The sequence below is a fragment of the Flavobacterium sp. KY-23415 genome (assembly GCF_055384985.1).
On sequence record NZ_AP044001.1, the window covers coordinates 908,665 to 924,400 of the forward strand.

Genomic DNA, 15,736 nt, shown 5'->3' on the forward strand with positions numbered 1-15,736 from the left:
ATTATTCTCCTATTTGTACAATTTGACCTAAATGATTAATTCGAACTTTTATTATTCCTTCTAAATTCGAAGGGGTTTGTATGAAATGATAAGTTATCTTAGATAGATTTTTTTTTGTTTTTAACATTTCGCCATCAACAGCTTTAGTTTCTAGATGACTATTAAACATGTAGTTTTTGGATGAAATTTTTTGAACTCGATACAAATTTGAACTAATCAAATGATAATTAACTGGATTAAGCATATCTATTTCTTGAGGACTAAACGTATCTGAAGGAAAAACAAAAAACTCATTTTGCTTCATGCTAAATAAGAATTCCCATCCTTCTTCATGGTCTTTATTAATTATTGGCAATCCTAGATTTTTTCGTACTACCGCATCAAAGAATGAAACAACCTCTTCTTGCAAGTTGCCTTTTTCATCACGATAAATAGCAACATGATGGTTGTTGCCTGTGCTTACAAAATCTACAGGAATTGGCTTTCCATTTTCGTCTAGAATTTCATTCCCAAAATGATCTTTTTTAGTATGCAAAGCTAATGCATTACTCACACCACTAATAGTAACACGTTTTAGCGCAATTCCTTTTGCTTTGTTTTGCCAAATAGGGTTTTCTTCTAGGTTTATAAAAGCTTTTTTGGCATCTCCACCAAACTCATCCAAACGGGCTTGAAGTATTTTCTTTATTCCAATGTCTATTACTTTGTCAATTTTTAAATCGGGTGTAATGTCTTTTCTAATGGTGTAATTGTCTTCTAGCCATACTAGTTTTACTTTCTCAGGAACAACACTATTGTTTTCAAGACTGCTATAAAGAGGTGTTTTTGCTAAACTGTTTTTACCTGTAAAGGCTTTTTTAGGGTCATTGTTGTTTTCTTGTAATCGCTTTAATAGTAATTCTCGATACTGTTTCTTAGCAACTAGTTGAATGCGTTTTTCATCAAAACTCGCATTTACTTTTTCTTCTTTGGTTACATACTGTTGCAACTTTCCATAAATAGTTTCTTTATGCAGTTGTCCTCTTGGTGTTAATTGTATTTTTTCTAGTACATCTCCTTTTATCTTAATACTATTTTTATTGTTAGTTACTACTTTATTTTTGGCTTTGTATGAAATTAAAATGCGCTCTAAATGTTTTTTTGCTTCTTCTCTAAAATTAGGTATCGGGGTAATAAATCTAAGTTTGTTATTTTTGTCTCTATAGAGGTGTTTGTTTTCTATACCAACGATAGATTTTGCTTTCTGTTCGCCTTGTGTCTTGGCGTTTAGATTGTTTAAATACTGTATATATGCTGGTTTTGTAAAGGCAACGGTTAAAGCATCCATAGCATGATGACGATGGTCGTTTCGTTTAGACCAATCTTTAATTTTGTATAAACGTTCTCCGTTTTTGCCTTTATCTTCATAAGTTAAACCTAGCTTTTCATATTTGTTCCAATTTAATTCTTTCATTATTTCAACTAGTTCCCAATCTTCACGTAATTTATCAGTTATACTTCCTATTGTAGTAGTTACATTTCTAGAAATTTCTAATAGTATTTCTTTTGCTTTTTTAGCAATGTATTGTGTTTCTCTCAATTGACGTTCTATGAAACCTTCTGGGATTTCATGGTCTGCCATTAAAAGTTTATTTTGTTTTGTTCTACTAATTTTTCCGTAAAAGCTTTTTACTCTTTGTTCAAACTGTTCAAAATCTTCGGGGGATAATTTTTCTTTCAAAAAACTATAAGCCGTTTTACTGCTTTTATCGATATTCAATTGTCGTTCACAAATTGTTTTATTAGAAAAGCTATCATCAAACAAACGTGATTTTGGGATAATGTGTTCGATATCGTATTCTTTGGTAAATAACTTGGAAGCTTCAATGGGTTGCCCAGTATATAAAGAAATACCATCGGTTTCTTTCCATAATTTATATCTAATGATGTCATTGCGGGTAACTCTTGGAAATCCGAATTCGGCATGTAATATTTTTCTAATTTTTTCATGTTCCGCAGTTGCTTTGTTAATGCTATTTGTCATTTCTTTGCGTTGTTCGTTGTTGTTTTTCAACTCACGAGCCAATTCCACACGAATTTCATCGGGTTTCCCCATGGAAGGGTCTTTAATAATGGCATTAATAACATTAATCATTTGATTAAGAATTTTCTCAACCACAGGATTTCTCAAACTATTCTTTTTAAGTAGTTCTAATGTATCTTTTAAAACCCTATCATTATTTTGTTCCTTAGTTAAGGAAGAAGAATGGTTATAACCTGCTAATAAACAAGCCTTGTCATAAATATGACCATCCATTAAATGAGGTAATACTTTTTTAATAGCTCTAGCACTCAAACTCCCATAGTCGGCTTGTAGTTTTATATTTAAAAGAAAAGGCAGGTGTTCTTCTTTGAAACCAAACTTGCTTTTTAAACTCTCTTTTAATTTATCATCATCTTCAGCCGAATACAATAAATGCCATAGTTGATAGTAAGGTTGTTTGTCAAAATCATTTCCTTGTAAGGTTGGGTCAAAATCTAAAAGAGAGGTATTAATACCTAAATCCGTAAAAGCGGTTTTAAATACTTTGCTAATCTCTAATGCATCTAATTTTGATATATCCAATTCGTCATAACCTTCAACAACCAATATTTTTTCAAAAGCTTTGTAAATCTCAGTATTGGTTCTATTTCCTTCTATTTTTTTAAAATTAACGATGTAGTCTGTTTTTTTGAGTCCGCAAAAAGTAATGAATTGACTGTCTGAAAAATTTTCCTTAAAGAGTAATTCCTGTGCTAATTGTTGCTTTAATTCTTCTTCTAAAAGAAAAGGTTCTTTGGTAATTTCATTTTTAACAACAATATTATTGATGTTTTGCCATATTCTAAATTCTTGAAACAACGGAGATGATTTTGGTATGACTTTGTGTCCTTTTTCAAATTCGCAGAAACTGACTAAATGTTTCTGTGATTTTAATTTTCTTTGATAGAAAATAGTAATATCTCTTATTTCTTTTTTTAAGTCTTCATTTAATGCTAAGTGAAATTTAGCTTGGGTTTCCCATATTTTTTCAAATTCATCTAGATAATCTTGTCTGTAAAAAACTTGATTTTTTAATTTTGTATGATGGTTTTCTATTAATTGACGGTATAGAAATTGACCTACGGTTTCTTTATTAAAATAGAGTTCTTTACTTCGGTCGCTAATTGCTCCTAAATAACCACTAGATTTATTAATTTGATTATTAATTTCGGTTATAATAAAGGCTATTATTTCTAGGTCAAGTTCCTTACTTATCGCTTCATTTCTCCATTTATAATGTTGCAATTTGGTTTCTTCTCTTGTTCCTTTGTTTTCTGCCAAAGGAATATTTAATGTTTTTGAAAAATATTGTGAAGTAGCTGTTCTGTTTTTCCCCTGAATAGCTTCTAATAGTTCATGATTAATTATTTGAGGATGAAATTGATTTTGGAATACAATAATTTTTTCTAATTCTTTTTGTAAATCGGAACGATAAAAATCAGGGATAAATGTTTTTCCTTTAGATAAGGAAGTAAATACCCATTGTCCTGGGGTGTAATTATTATCAAACAATTCTTTGGCAATCTTCATGCCATCGATAGCCTCTCCTTCTTCTGCTGATTTTGCTTTTCTGCTGCTTTTGTATCCTCGTTTTTTGTTTATCATAAGTAAAACTTTTACCAGTTCTTCTTTCGATAGTGCTTCATTAACAGCTTTTGCTCGCAGCTCATAAGATGAAAATGTAGTAGCGGTACCAGTTTCCGCATATACATAATCAAATGGAATGAATTTTATTTTCTTGAAAATTTCCAAAAGATGATCTCTTCTTTGTTTGAAACGTTGCAGATTTCTTCTTGCTCCTCGTTTCAACGTTCGATCTGCATTTATTGAAATGGTATTTCCTTTTTTAAAATCCGCTTCTTCATCTGTAGTAAGAGGTACAATACGAACTCCAGTATTTATAATTTTTGACGTTTCATTATCATTTTCGGCTTCATTTATAAAAGCCCAACCAATACTATTGGTTCCTAAATCTAATCCTAATATTTTTCTCATTTATGTTTGAATTTGGTTTGCTATCTAATGAATTTTTAAAAATAAAGAAAAGAAAATTACCTTTTTTGCGGAAAACCGCAATACAACATAAATTTTTTTGTTGTATATTGCAGTACAATTTTGAAGCAATTCACAATAAGGATTATTCCGTTGTGAAAACATTTAAGCCGCCTCGTCTTTCAATACGGGGCTTTTTTATTTTCCTTAATCACGAACAGATAAAAACTGTGAGCTAAAACACTTAAAGCAACTTCCCAGGGGGCGCTTTTTTCTGCAATAAAAAAAACAATCTTCTTTGCATAAAGCTACACACTATTCTTTAAGTAGGCAATACGTATTTATACGTAAATTTCATACTTTTTCCTACGTATAAATACGCAAAACACTCTTTTATAAAGAAATTTGAAAAATATTTTAACTCTTGTGACTTTTTTAAAATAGAAAACGAAAACGTCACAGTTTTTGTGGCATTTTTAATTTAGAATAGAAAATGTCACGGTTTTTGTGACGAAGTGAAAAACAGAATCCGTTTTGTCACAACAATTTAGAATGGAACACAACAGCTGCTCCAAAAAAAAAATGGCATAGTTTAGTATTGCTTGTAAATCGCTTGATACCCGCTGTTTTTCACACCAATAAAATGGCTTTGTTTTTGCGGTACAAAATTATAACCCTATTTATGGTTTGAGTTTACACTACAATTAAAAAAAATACTATATCATGGAAAAGATAAAAATTAGAGAACTGTTGGGCATGAAGCAAGAAGAGATTGCTTTACTCCTTGAAGTTACTAGAAGCCAATGGGCCATGTATGAATTGGGAAAACGTGATTTGCCAACTGCTGCCAAATTGAAACTAGCTGAGATGTTGGCTTTTGTGCAAAAAAAAGACAGTTACTGGAAGAAAGAATTACCCGTTCATAAAGAACAAAAAGGGCAAATGAAAAAGAGACTAGAAGACTTAATTGTGATTAACAACCGTCTTCAATTTAAAACTACGTTAAAGCTTCAGGAGGTCAACAAGAAGTATAACTTGAATTTTAATCGCCTAAAAACGATGCGCTATTTTGAAATGAACCCTCAAAAATTGACCAAAAAAGAAAATTTACTATTAGAAGAAATGGGCAACAGAGCGAAAAATGAAACAGCAAAAAAAGGACTTTTGAAACAACTAGAATTGGAAGTTAAACTAGAAACACTGCAAGAAGAAGAGAAAGTATTGAAGAAAAAATTGAATGATTTGGGATAATAATTTTGTCGCGTTTTAAGTAAGCATTTTTTAGGACGAAACACCACGCTGCGCATTCTATGATAAAAAACATTAGGAGCCAAAAAAAATATTCAATTGCATTTTTTTTAAAAACAATTATGCTATCCGTAATTGGAGGAATTATTGGAATGTTTTTATGGGTCTGTGCCATTTCATTATGTGCCTTACTGGATTATGAATGGGTATTGCCTTTTTTACATATAATGATTGAAATTATTTTAGCTACCATAATTGGTTTATTGTCAGGGATAATTTCTACGATCTCAGCTTCAAAATTAGATCCAGTAGAAGCAATGCACACAGGAAAGTAGTTTCTGATGGAGGTAAATCTTATAATCCGGTACAGTCATCCCTGAAAATAGGGAATAGTAACCCGTGAGGGTTTTGTACTTTTGTATGACTTACAAATAATTACACACATAGAGAAATATGTTTTTAAGATTCCTTTTTTTATCCCTCTGGGTAAGTTTTTCCTTTTCCCAGAATACTACCTATACATTTTGTTTGCAACAAAAAGATGCACAACAAATCGCTTTGAACTTTACCATTTGTAACAATTCTTCTACAGCGATTACCAATGATTTTGTTTTTCAATTCCAATGGCCCAAAGTTTCTAATGTAACGGTAGATTATGGATTGGATGTTTTGCAAAATGGGAATAGTGGCATAGTAGCGTTAAAAAAATCGGCTTTTAGTCCTGTATTGAACCCCGGATGTTCAAATTCTTATACAGTGAGGATGAATTACCAGCAAGGAATGACAGTTCCTTTAACGGGATTGTTAGACGGTGTTTTGATTCAAGGAGAAAACTGTTATATCCCACCTCCTTATGAAAGTTTTGAGTGCGAGCGTGAAGTATCTACCGATTGTTTTGTTTCTACTACTCCTACAGGAAGTGTTAAAGAAATAAAAATAGGGGAAGGAGTAGTGAATGCTTGGAGTGCTACAAGAGAGGTTTATATTCCTACCAATCGAAAAACATGGGCGATAGGCTTAGGAGTGGCACATAGTTTGTTTAATAATTTGATGGGGTTTGAGGCAATTTCAATTAACGAATATATGGCAACTGCCCTACAAGAATCTAATTGTGGGTGCGATGGAGGCCTAACAGCACCTACTTGGGTTACCACTCCTTATCCTGTGTTGCCCGCCAATTATTGTGCCGATGCATCTCATGGGGTTGCAGCAGGTTTTTTTCAAATGGAATATGGAACGGCTTGGTTAGAGTTGTCACAAGATATTCCTTGTTTCATTCCTTTTGTTGATTTTGACCAATTTGTTTTAGGTGATAGCTTTGAAACACAAATCATACTCAAAACTTATTACGATTATAATGCAGTGGCATATTGGCAATATATTAAAGGATGGAATGCCATTGATTTTTTTCAAAATGCAACAGATCCATATTCGGTAGAAAAAACAATTGCTTTGGCCTACAATAGAGGGATTAATGCAGGAGAAATAGAATCGACATTAACGGTTAACAGGACCGCTGCTTTAGCGGCTACAGATATTTTGCCTTATTTTACACCTAATTCTCTAGGATGGTTGTATGCAGAGCAAATAAGTAGGTTTACAGCAGTATTAGATAATAATTTATCAGCTGTAAATCCTTCCAATCCTCAATTGGCGGGTGTTACTTATCCTGGGGTACATCAGTTCAGGAATTTTTATGACGAAATGATCAGCTGGGCAGATGTAGATGCCTATTTGAATAAAATTTTGCCCATGTATTCAGGTGTTAGCGTTAATGGGGCACTTGTAAAAGCAGAAGTGCAAACGGTTTTTAACCAAATAAACGGGGGAAATCCTGTTTCTTTTCGCTATCAAATGAATGATGTAGTAGAAGCCATTGTTATTAATTTGCCGTTATTTGATCCGAAACCTGGACTAGGAAATATTTATGGAAACTCCAGTAGTAATACAAATATGACCCCTACTGCTAATATGGGGGAAGATGAAATACTATGTAATGGCTCTCAATTCACCTTAACAGTTAATTTTGCAGGGGAGTCTCCTTGGAATTTTAGTTATCAAAAACCAGATGGAACGGTAGAGTCGATTTCAAATATAACAACGACACCTTATGTGTTTCAAGTTGCAGATCCAGGAATTTATAAGTTAATATCGGTTTCTAATGTACATGGAACGGGAGAAGTTATTTGTGTGCCCATTGAAAAAACTTTCAGTACTGGAACAGGAGGAATAACGGGTGAGGATGCAGTATGTGTGGGAGCACAAGTATCATTAACTGGGATAGGAAATCCTGCGGGGACTACCCCATGGGTAAGTTCCGATACTTCTATTGCAACTGTAGATAATAATGGTTTGGTTACAGGAATATCCAGTGGTTTAGTCACAATTAATTATTATACTGATTCAGGCTGTGAAGCCACTCATGAAATTACCGTAGGGAATTCGGCTTTAATTGTAGGTTTGTCAACCTTATGTGAGGGAGCAACAACGATTTTAACAGGTTCGGGCACGGCTTCCAGTAGCAATGCTTGGGTGAGTTCCGATGCTGCAGTGGCTATGGTTGATGGCAATGGTTTGGTTACTGCTGTTGCTACAGGTTCGGTAACCATTACTTATACGACAGCTACAGGCTGTGAGGCTACACATACACTAACAATAGAAAACAGTCCAACAATCAGTGGGTTGTCAACCTTATGTGAGGGAGCAACAACGATTTTAACAGGTTCGGGTACGGCTTCCAGCAGCAATGCTTGGGTGAGTTCCGATCCTGCAGTGGCTACGGTTGATGGCAATGGTTTGGTTACGGCTGTTGCTACAGGTTCGGTAACTATTACTTATACCACAGCTACAGGCTGTGAAGGTACACAAACACTAACAATAGAAAACAATCCGACAATCAGTGGGTTGTCTACTTTGTGTGAGGGAGCAACAACGACTTTAACAGGTTCGGGCACGGCTTCCAGCAGCAATGCTTGGGTGAGTTCCGATCCTGCAGTGGCTACGGTTGATGGCAGTGGTTTGGTTACTGCTGTTGCTACAGGTTCGGTAACTATTACTTACACGACAGCTACAGGCTGTGAAGGTACACATACACTAACAATAGAAAACAATCCGACAATCAGTGGGTTGTCAACCTTATGTGAGGGAGCAACAACAATTTTAACAGGTTCGGGTACGGCTTCCAGCAGCAATGCATGGGTGAGTTCCGATCCTGCAGTGGCTACGGTTGATGGCAATGGTTTGGTTACGGCAGTTGCTACAGGTTCGGTAACTATTACTTACACGACAGCTACAGGCTGTGAGGGTACACATATACTAACAATAGAAAACAGTCCGACAATCAGTGGGTTGTCAACCTTATGTGAGGGAGCAACAACGATTTTAACAGGTTCGGGCACGGCTTCCAGTAGCAATGCTTGGGTGAGTTCCGATCCTGCAGTGGCTACAGTTGATAGCAATGGTTTGGTTACGGCTGTTGCTACAGGTTCGGTAACTATTACTTATACCACAGCTGCGGGCTGTGAGGCTACGCATACACTAACAATAGAAAATACTCCGACAATCAGTGGGTTGTCTACTTTATGTGAGGGAGCAACAACAATTTTAACAGCTTCGGGTACGGCTTCCAGCAGCAATGCTTGGGTGAGTTCCGATGCTGCAGTGGCTACAGTTGATAGCAATGGTTTGGTTACGGCTGTTGCTACAGGTTCGGTAACTATTACTTATACCACAGCTACGGGCTGTGAAGGTACACATACACTAACAATAGAAAACACTCCAACAATCAGTGGGTTGTCAACCTTATGTGAGGGAGCAACAACGATTTTAACAGGTTCGGGTACGGCTTCCAGCAGCAATGCTTGGGTGAGTTCCGATCCTGCAGTGGCTATGGTTGATGGTAGTGGTTTGGTTACGGCTGTTGCTACAGGTTCGGTAACCATTACTTATACGACAGCTGCGGGCTGTGAGGCTACACATACACTAACAATAGAAAACAATCCAACAATCAGTGGGTTGTCTACTTTATGTGTAGGGGCAACAACCGTTTTATCAACTTCTTCATTTACAAACGGGACTTGGCAAAGTTCTGATTCTTCAATTGCTATTATTGACAATTTAGGAAATGTTACCGGTATAACAGGAGGACAAGTGACACTTATTTATACGAGTGCGATAGGTTGTGTTAGTTATTTTTCAATGACTGTTTTTGAACCTAGAGAACCTACACCGCAAGATGGTAAAATATGTGTCGATTCAGATTCAGGTCTTGGATTGTCAAATTATACTATTGATAGTGGGTTGTCAGATTCTGAATATTATTTTGAATGGCATAAAGAGGGCATTTTGATTGCTTCTGCATCTAATAGTTTTTTAACAGTAAATGAAACAGGTAATTATACGGTTCAAGCATTTTCAATAGTAGGAGATTGTACATCTTCCCCAGTAACAGTTACAATAGCTCCAGTTTATACAATAAACAATGTGCAAACAACAGTAAGTGAACTTTTTATGGATGACGCAACTCTAACCGTAATTGTTAACCCCCAAGGAGGGAATTATTGGTATCAGGTAGATAATCTACCTCCTCAACAAGATAATGTGTTTACAAATTTAACGGGAGGTGTTCATTTGTTGATAGTTGAAGATGAAGAAGGCTGTAGCAGGGTTGAAAAAGAATTCACTATTTTGAATTTTCCCAAGTTTTTTACTCCTAATGGGGATGGGATCAACGATTATTGGAATCTTCAAGGAGAGGTTAGGGACTTAGAGATGACTCTTTATATTTTTGATAGATTTGGAAAACTATTGAAAGAATTTAAACCTATAGACGAAGGTTGGGATGGGACTTATCTGGGACAGGATTTGCCATCAACTGATTATTGGTTTGTGGCAGAATATGTTTCTAACGAAAAAAACAAACGATTTAACGGACATTTTACGTTAAAGAGATAATTTTTCAAAAAAACACATTAAAAGAGGCTGTCCTGAAAGTTAGTAATCTTGTCATCCTATGCTTGCAAAAAGAAGAAATCACATAACACTGATTATGAGATTCCTCATTGCATCGGACTGATAAATTAGGTGTCAATTTTTACTTTTCGGACAGCTTCTTTCGTGAAAACCTATTCTATTAATGAAATGAAATTACTTCTCTTTTCTCTCTTAAATTTGTGATTTCATTTTAAGATACATTTTAATTATTTGAAAAACATTTTAACCCTTGTGACTTTTTTTAAATAGAAAACGAAAACGTCACAGTTTTTGTGGCATTTTTAATTTAGAATAGAAAATGTCACGGTTTTTGTGACAAAGTGAAAAACAGAATCTATTTTGTCACAACAATTTGAAATGGAGCATAACAACTGCTGCAAAAAAAATGCGACGCTGCAAAGTCTCGACTTTGCGCTAAATTATAAAAATCATTGACTTAAGTATTTAAAAAAACCTTTAATAATAGCAAATTAACTGGAAGTTGTATTGATTAGACCTCAAAGTCGGGAGACTTTGCGGAGCCTGGAAATTCTACGCCAACTATTGCGTTGCTTCAATTTATCGAACAACACAACCATAGTATTCATGCAAGCTTATTTTCTGACTACTATTTCCTACTCGACAAATAGACTCCTAAAAGCACCACAAGAGCTCCTGAGGCTTGAATTGAATTTAAACTCTCGTTCATGAAAAAATAGCCCAACAATATGGCTACTACTGGAATAATATAGGTAACAGAGGCCGCAAAAACAGGCGAAGACAACTGTATTAATTTAAAAAACAAAATATTAGACAACCCTGTCCCAACAATTCCTAGAATTGCAATATATCCCATCGCTGTTTGTACTTTTTCTTCTTGAATTACTTCAAAAAAACCAGAAAAATAGAGCACTAACAAAGCAGGAATGAATAGCACTACAAAGTTTCCTGCACTAATGGTTAAAGGTTTTAAATCGGAAAGGTATTTTTTAATTAGGTTCACATTGATTCCATAAAACAAAGTGGCCAATAAAACCAAAAGCGCATAATAGTAGTTCTTTGTTGTGTTCTCTCCTTCACTAAACCAAACCAACAAAACACAGCCAAAAAATCCAAGTATGACACCAAAAACTTGTCGTCTTTGCACACTCAAACCAAAAAACAACAAGCCAATTATGAGGGTATTTAATGGCGTTAACGAATTCAAAATAGAACTAACAGAACCATCTATTTTGGAAAGTGCCACTGCAAAAAGATAGACTGGCAAAAAAGTTCCAAACAATGAGGTGATTACAATATATTTCCACTTGTGCAACGGAATTTTAGCAATTTGCTTGTGCCCTACTGCAATTAGAAAAAGACCTGCAAACAAGATCCTCAAACTTCCCATTTGAACCGAATTTACTCCTTTTAATCCCAATTGCATTAGAATAAAAGAACTTCCCCAAACACAGCCCAAAAAAGCTAATAAGTACCATTTAGTATTACTATTTTCCATAGAATATATTTTAAGTCTCAAAATTCAGATTTTATTTTAACTTAACCCTCTTTTTTTACATAAATTTGCATTAATTATGAGATTTAAATTTAAAAACAGTACTATGAATACATTGAAAACAATAACTTTAATTGCATTAACTACAATTGCTTTTACAGGTTGTAAAAAAGAAAATACTGAAACGCCCGAAACCAAAGTTACAACAACAACTAGTTCTGAAGAAGAGACTGCAAACTTAGCAACTGCTACATTTCATATTGAAGGAATGACATGCGAAATTGGTTGTGCAAAACTAATTGAAGACAAATTATCTGGACTTGAAGGTGTGAGCAATGCAAAAGTTGATTTTGAGAAAAAGACAGCTACAGTAACTTTTGAAAACGGGAAACAAACTCCTGAAACTCTCACGCAAACAGTAGAAGGTGTCGCTGGAGGAGATTTATATAAGGTTTCAGATGTAAAAACATCTACAGACAAAGTTTAATGATACTAGAAAGAGAAAAACAAAAGTGCTCATTTAGTAAATAAAAAAGGAATGTTTTTAAAAACATTCCTTTTTTATTTCCACTCTAAAGTTTCAACCAACCTTCTAATATCGTCTTTAATATAACTAGTGGCTGGCAAAATGGAATCATAATTGGGTTTTGCATAAAAATACAAACTACCCACCATAAAATTCTTTGTACTGTCTGTCACATAAAACTGGGCATTCGTGGCTGCATTCCCTCCCACTTCATAGAACATTCCATAGACCTTTTTTTCCTTATTTAAAAAAGGCTGTTCCGAAATATCATCAGCTTTCACAACATGGTCATAGGTTAATTTTTGAGCATCTCTCAATAAATCGTCAATATTATTATCTACCTTTTTATAGGTCAAATATATTGTTGCTTTCATTTTGGGATAATGCAACTCATAGGCACAATCTGCTTTTTCTTTTAAAATTACATTGTCATTAATTTCAAAGACATAAGGGCATTCTTTTTTAAAAGTGCTATAAACCCCCGCAGGATATTCTAATCTTAATTGTCCTTTGGGCTTTGGCAGAACTTCATCTCCACAAGATATTATAACAAAAGCTAGCAGTATCAAAAATATTTTTTGCATGTTTCTTTTATTAACTTAACGTAACTTTTATTTGTTTTATTCTTCTTTTATCTAAACTTTCTACAGTAAAGACATAGTTTGAAAATGTTATTTTTTGCATTTTCTTTGGGAAATTACCCGATATTTCAAGGACAAAACCTGCTAATGTTTCTGCTTCTCCTTTATGCTCTTCGAACGCTGCCCCATTAATATCTATAATTCTATAGAAATCTTTTAAACTTATTTTCCCCTCAAAAAGATAATTTTTTTCATCTATTTGAGAATAAATAATATTTTCATCATCAAACTCATCGCTAATATCACCAACTATTTCTTCTAGTATATCTTGCAAAGAAACCAAGCCAGAAGTACCACCATATTCATCTACTACTATAGCGAGATGGTTTTTCATAACTTGAAACTCTTTTAAAAGATTGTCTAGCTTCTTGTTTTCGGGAATGAAAAATGCTTTTCTGATTAGTTGTTGCCAATTAAAATCTTTTTCATCTATATAAGGAATCAAATCTTTAATAAACAACACACCTTCTATGTGGTCTATACTTTCTTTATATACTGGAATTCGGGAATAGCCTTTTTCAACAATTTCATCTATTATGTCTGCAAAGTTGTCTTCTATCTCAATAGCGAAAATATCGATACGAGGACTCATTACTTGTCTTACTTCTGTATTTCCAAAAGTTACAATCCCTTCTAAAATTTTTTGTTCTTCTTGTGTGGTTTCTGACTGATTTGTTAATTCTAATGCTTGAGACAATTGATCAACTGAAAAACTCGTCTTCTGCACGCTAAACTTCTTTTCTACATATAAAATGATATTTCGCATTGGAATTGTTATAGGACTTAATAGTCTATCCAATATAGAAATTGGCAAGGACACTTTTTTTGAAAAAGCAACATTGTTTCTATTTGCATAGATTTTAGGTAAAACCTCTCCGAATAATAAGATTAAAAAAGTAACCACAATAACTTCTAAAACAAAACGAACAACCTCGGAAGTTATAGAGCTAAATAGGTCTTCACTGATTGAAGAAAACAGTATTACAACTGCAATATTTATAAAATTATTGGCAACAAGAATGGTCGCTAATAATTTTTTAGGTTTTTCTAATAATTTAGAAATTTCATTCCCTTTATTAAAATCCTCTGATGCTAAATCATCTACGTTTTTTTGAGACAAAGAGAACAATGCAACTTCAGAACCGGAAATGAAGGCCGAACCTATTAGCAATAGAAAAACAATTACTAAGTTAATTAGTAATTCAAAATTTATTGCATTTAAATAACTGGAAGGATCTGGATCCAATTTAAAAAAGTATTAGTTAAACATTAAAAAGGTAAATCATCATTCAGACTATCCTCTTTTGAGGCATCAAAATTAGTATTTTTTAGTGACTCTGAACCATCAGATTTAAAATTTTGTTTATTGCTCGATTCTAAATCTTTTTTTGTAGATAGAAATGTAAACTCTGTTACTTGAATCTCCGTAGTATATTTAGTAGATCCATCTTCTGCTTGCCATTGTCTAGACTTAATTCTACCTTCAATATAAATTTTATCGCCTTTAGTGAGATACTTTTCACAAATCTCTGCGGCTTTATTTCGCACCACTATATTGTGCCATTCTGTTGACGTAATTTTTTCTCCAGTTGATTTGTTAATATAAACCTCATTTGTTGCTAAAGGAAATCTACCAATACAGTTACCTCCATCAAAGTAATGCATTTTCACCTCATCTCCCAAATGTCCTATTAAAAGAACCTTATTTAATGTACCGTTCATGGCGTGTATTTTTTTAGTAAATCAAATATACTATTTTTAGACGTATTACAAATAATTTGATTCAATAAAATTATGAATAACGATAGGGAAAGGCAATTTCATCATGTCCTCTAAAGCTACTGCATTCTCTAACACCTCATTAAACTGCAATTCAAAAAAACGAATATATAAATGTTGGTGCGATAATTTATGAATGATTTCGGTATCATTTTTAACAATTAGCATCGAGGGGTTAAACTCAGCCTGCAGGGCCACAACAACTTCATCTATTTTTTTGGGTTGCTCCAGTTCATATAATTTAAACTGATATAGATTTAACCAAATTCCTTTATCTTTTCTTTTCTCTACAAGGAAACGCCCTTGCTTGTCTCGAATTACAAGGTAATTAAAATACCTTTTTTTAACCGCTACTTTCTTTAACTTGACAGGCAAATCGGCTACTTTATTTTTTTGCAATGCAACACATTTGGTATTAAAAATACAAATTGTGCAATCGGGATTTTTAGGCACACATTGCATTGCTCCAAACTCCATTATAGCCTGATTAAAATTGGCCGCTTGATCTAATGGTAATAATTCTTGAGCTAATTCTTGAAATTCTTTTTTTGCATTTGTTGAAGCAATATCGGTAGCAATACCAAAAAAACGAGCTAAAACCCTAAAAACATTTCCATCTACCACCGCTACAGGCTCATCATAGGCAAAAGAAGCAATGGCAGCAGCAGTATAATCTCCTACTCCTTTAAGACGTTGCAACTCCTTATAATTAGGTGGAAAAACGCCATTAAGTTCATTAACTATATATTTCGCTGCCGCATGGAGGTTTCTCGCTCTAGAGTAATACCCCAAACCTTGCCACAATTTTAGCACTTGTTCTTCAGAAGCATTTGCTAAATCAAAAACAGTTTTAAACGCCGAAGTAAATGCCTCAAAATAAGGCAATCCTTGCGCTACTCTAGTTTGTTGAAGGATAATTTCAGACAACCAAATATGATAAGGGTCTTTCGTATTTCTCCAAGGCAAAGAACGTTTATTTTGTAAATACCAATCTATTAAGAGGTTAGAGAAAGTCATTTTTA

10 protein-coding genes are annotated in these 15,736 nt (G+C 34.0%); 4 read left to right on the forward strand and 6 right to left on the reverse strand.

The features are described 5' to 3' along the window. Position 1: 1 nt before the first annotated feature. Positions 2-4,057: a type II CRISPR RNA-guided endonuclease Cas9 gene (cas9, locus tag ACZ49Z_RS04280; RefSeq protein ID WP_464306959.1), complete on the reverse strand. Its 4,056-nt coding sequence runs from the start codon at positions 4,055-4,057 to the stop codon at positions 2-4. A 720-nt stretch (positions 4,058-4,777) separates the two neighbouring features. On the opposite strand from cas9, the gene ACZ49Z_RS04285 reads away from it, so the two are divergent. The 3 genes from ACZ49Z_RS04285 to ACZ49Z_RS04295 all read left to right on the forward strand — a co-directional run bounded on the left by ACZ49Z_RS04285 (position 4,778) and on the right by ACZ49Z_RS04295 (position 10,255). Next, the gene (locus ACZ49Z_RS04285; RefSeq protein WP_464306960.1) at positions 4,778-5,305 is read left to right on the forward strand and encodes a helix-turn-helix domain-containing protein; all 528 of its coding nucleotides are present in this window, start codon (positions 4,778-4,780) and stop codon (positions 5,303-5,305) included. 119 nt (positions 5,306-5,424) lie between these two features. Next, positions 5,425-5,637: an ABC transporter permease gene (locus ACZ49Z_RS04290; protein WP_464306961.1), complete on the forward strand. Its 213-nt coding sequence runs from the start codon at positions 5,425-5,427 to the stop codon at positions 5,635-5,637. 223 nt (positions 5,638-5,860) lie between these two features. Further along, the gene (locus ACZ49Z_RS04295; protein WP_464306962.1) at positions 5,861-10,255 is read left to right on the forward strand and encodes an Ig-like domain-containing protein; all 4,395 of its coding nucleotides are present in this window, start codon (positions 5,861-5,863) and stop codon (positions 10,253-10,255) included. Positions 10,256-10,901: 646 nt separating this feature from the next. Here the strand turns inward: ACZ49Z_RS04295 and ACZ49Z_RS04300 are convergent. Continuing rightward, positions 10,902-11,771, reverse strand: a complete 870-nt coding sequence (locus ACZ49Z_RS04300; protein ID WP_464306963.1) for a DMT family transporter — start codon at positions 11,769-11,771, stop codon at positions 10,902-10,904. A gap of 103 nt (positions 11,772-11,874) precedes the next feature. Between ACZ49Z_RS04300 and ACZ49Z_RS04305 the strand changes: the two genes are divergently transcribed. Next, entirely contained in the window at positions 11,875-12,255 is a 381-nt protein-coding gene (locus tag ACZ49Z_RS04305) for a heavy-metal-associated domain-containing protein (RefSeq protein WP_464306964.1), read from the forward strand. A 74-nt stretch (positions 12,256-12,329) separates the two neighbouring features. On the opposite strand, the gene gldD is transcribed toward ACZ49Z_RS04305, so the two are convergent. From gldD to mutY, 4 genes are read right to left on the reverse strand one after another with little or no spacing between them, the layout of a single operon-like run. Beyond that, on the reverse strand, positions 12,330-12,878 hold the full coding sequence (gene gldD / locus ACZ49Z_RS04310; RefSeq protein ID WP_464306965.1) for a gliding motility lipoprotein GldD: 549 nt from the start codon (positions 12,876-12,878) through the stop codon (positions 12,330-12,332). A gap of 10 nt (positions 12,879-12,888) precedes the next feature. Continuing rightward, positions 12,889-14,181 (reverse strand): gliding motility-associated protein GldE, encoded by a 1,293-nt coding sequence (gene gldE / locus ACZ49Z_RS04315; protein ID WP_464306966.1) that lies wholly within the window; start codon positions 14,179-14,181, stop codon positions 12,889-12,891. A 23-nt stretch (positions 14,182-14,204) separates the two neighbouring features. After that, complete coding sequence (locus tag ACZ49Z_RS04320; protein ID WP_464306967.1) at positions 14,205-14,657, reverse strand: single-stranded DNA-binding protein; 453 nt, start codon at positions 14,655-14,657, stop codon at positions 14,205-14,207. A gap of 45 nt (positions 14,658-14,702) precedes the next feature. Continuing rightward, on the reverse strand, positions 14,703-15,731 hold the full coding sequence (gene mutY, locus ACZ49Z_RS04325; protein ID WP_464306968.1) for an A/G-specific adenine glycosylase: 1,029 nt from the start codon (positions 15,729-15,731) through the stop codon (positions 14,703-14,705). Positions 15,732-15,736 lie beyond the last annotated feature (5 nt).

Bases quoted from the DNA above. Each gene is read 5' to 3' on its own strand.
- ACZ49Z_RS04290 (WP_464306961.1), top strand. From the start codon at position 5,425: ATGCTATCCGTAATTGGAGGAATTATTGGAATGTTTTTATGGGTCTGT.
- gldD (WP_464306965.1), bottom strand. From the start codon at position 12,878: ATGCAAAAAATATTTTTGATACTGCTAGCTTTTGTTATAATATCTTGT.
- ACZ49Z_RS04305 (WP_464306964.1), top strand. From the start codon at position 11,875: ATGAATACATTGAAAACAATAACTTTAATTGCATTAACTACAATTGCT.
- ACZ49Z_RS04300 (WP_464306963.1), bottom strand. From the start codon at position 11,771: ATGGAAAATAGTAATACTAAATGGTACTTATTAGCTTTTTTGGGCTGT.
- ACZ49Z_RS04320 (WP_464306967.1), bottom strand. From the start codon at position 14,657: ATGAACGGTACATTAAATAAGGTTCTTTTAATAGGACATTTGGGAGAT.
- ACZ49Z_RS04285 (WP_464306960.1), top strand. From the start codon at position 4,778: ATGGAAAAGATAAAAATTAGAGAACTGTTGGGCATGAAGCAAGAAGAG.
- cas9 (WP_464306959.1), bottom strand. From the start codon at position 4,057: ATGAGAAAAATATTAGGATTAGATTTAGGAACCAATAGTATTGGTTGG.
- mutY (WP_464306968.1), bottom strand. From the start codon at position 15,731: ATGACTTTCTCTAACCTCTTAATAGATTGGTATTTACAAAATAAACGT.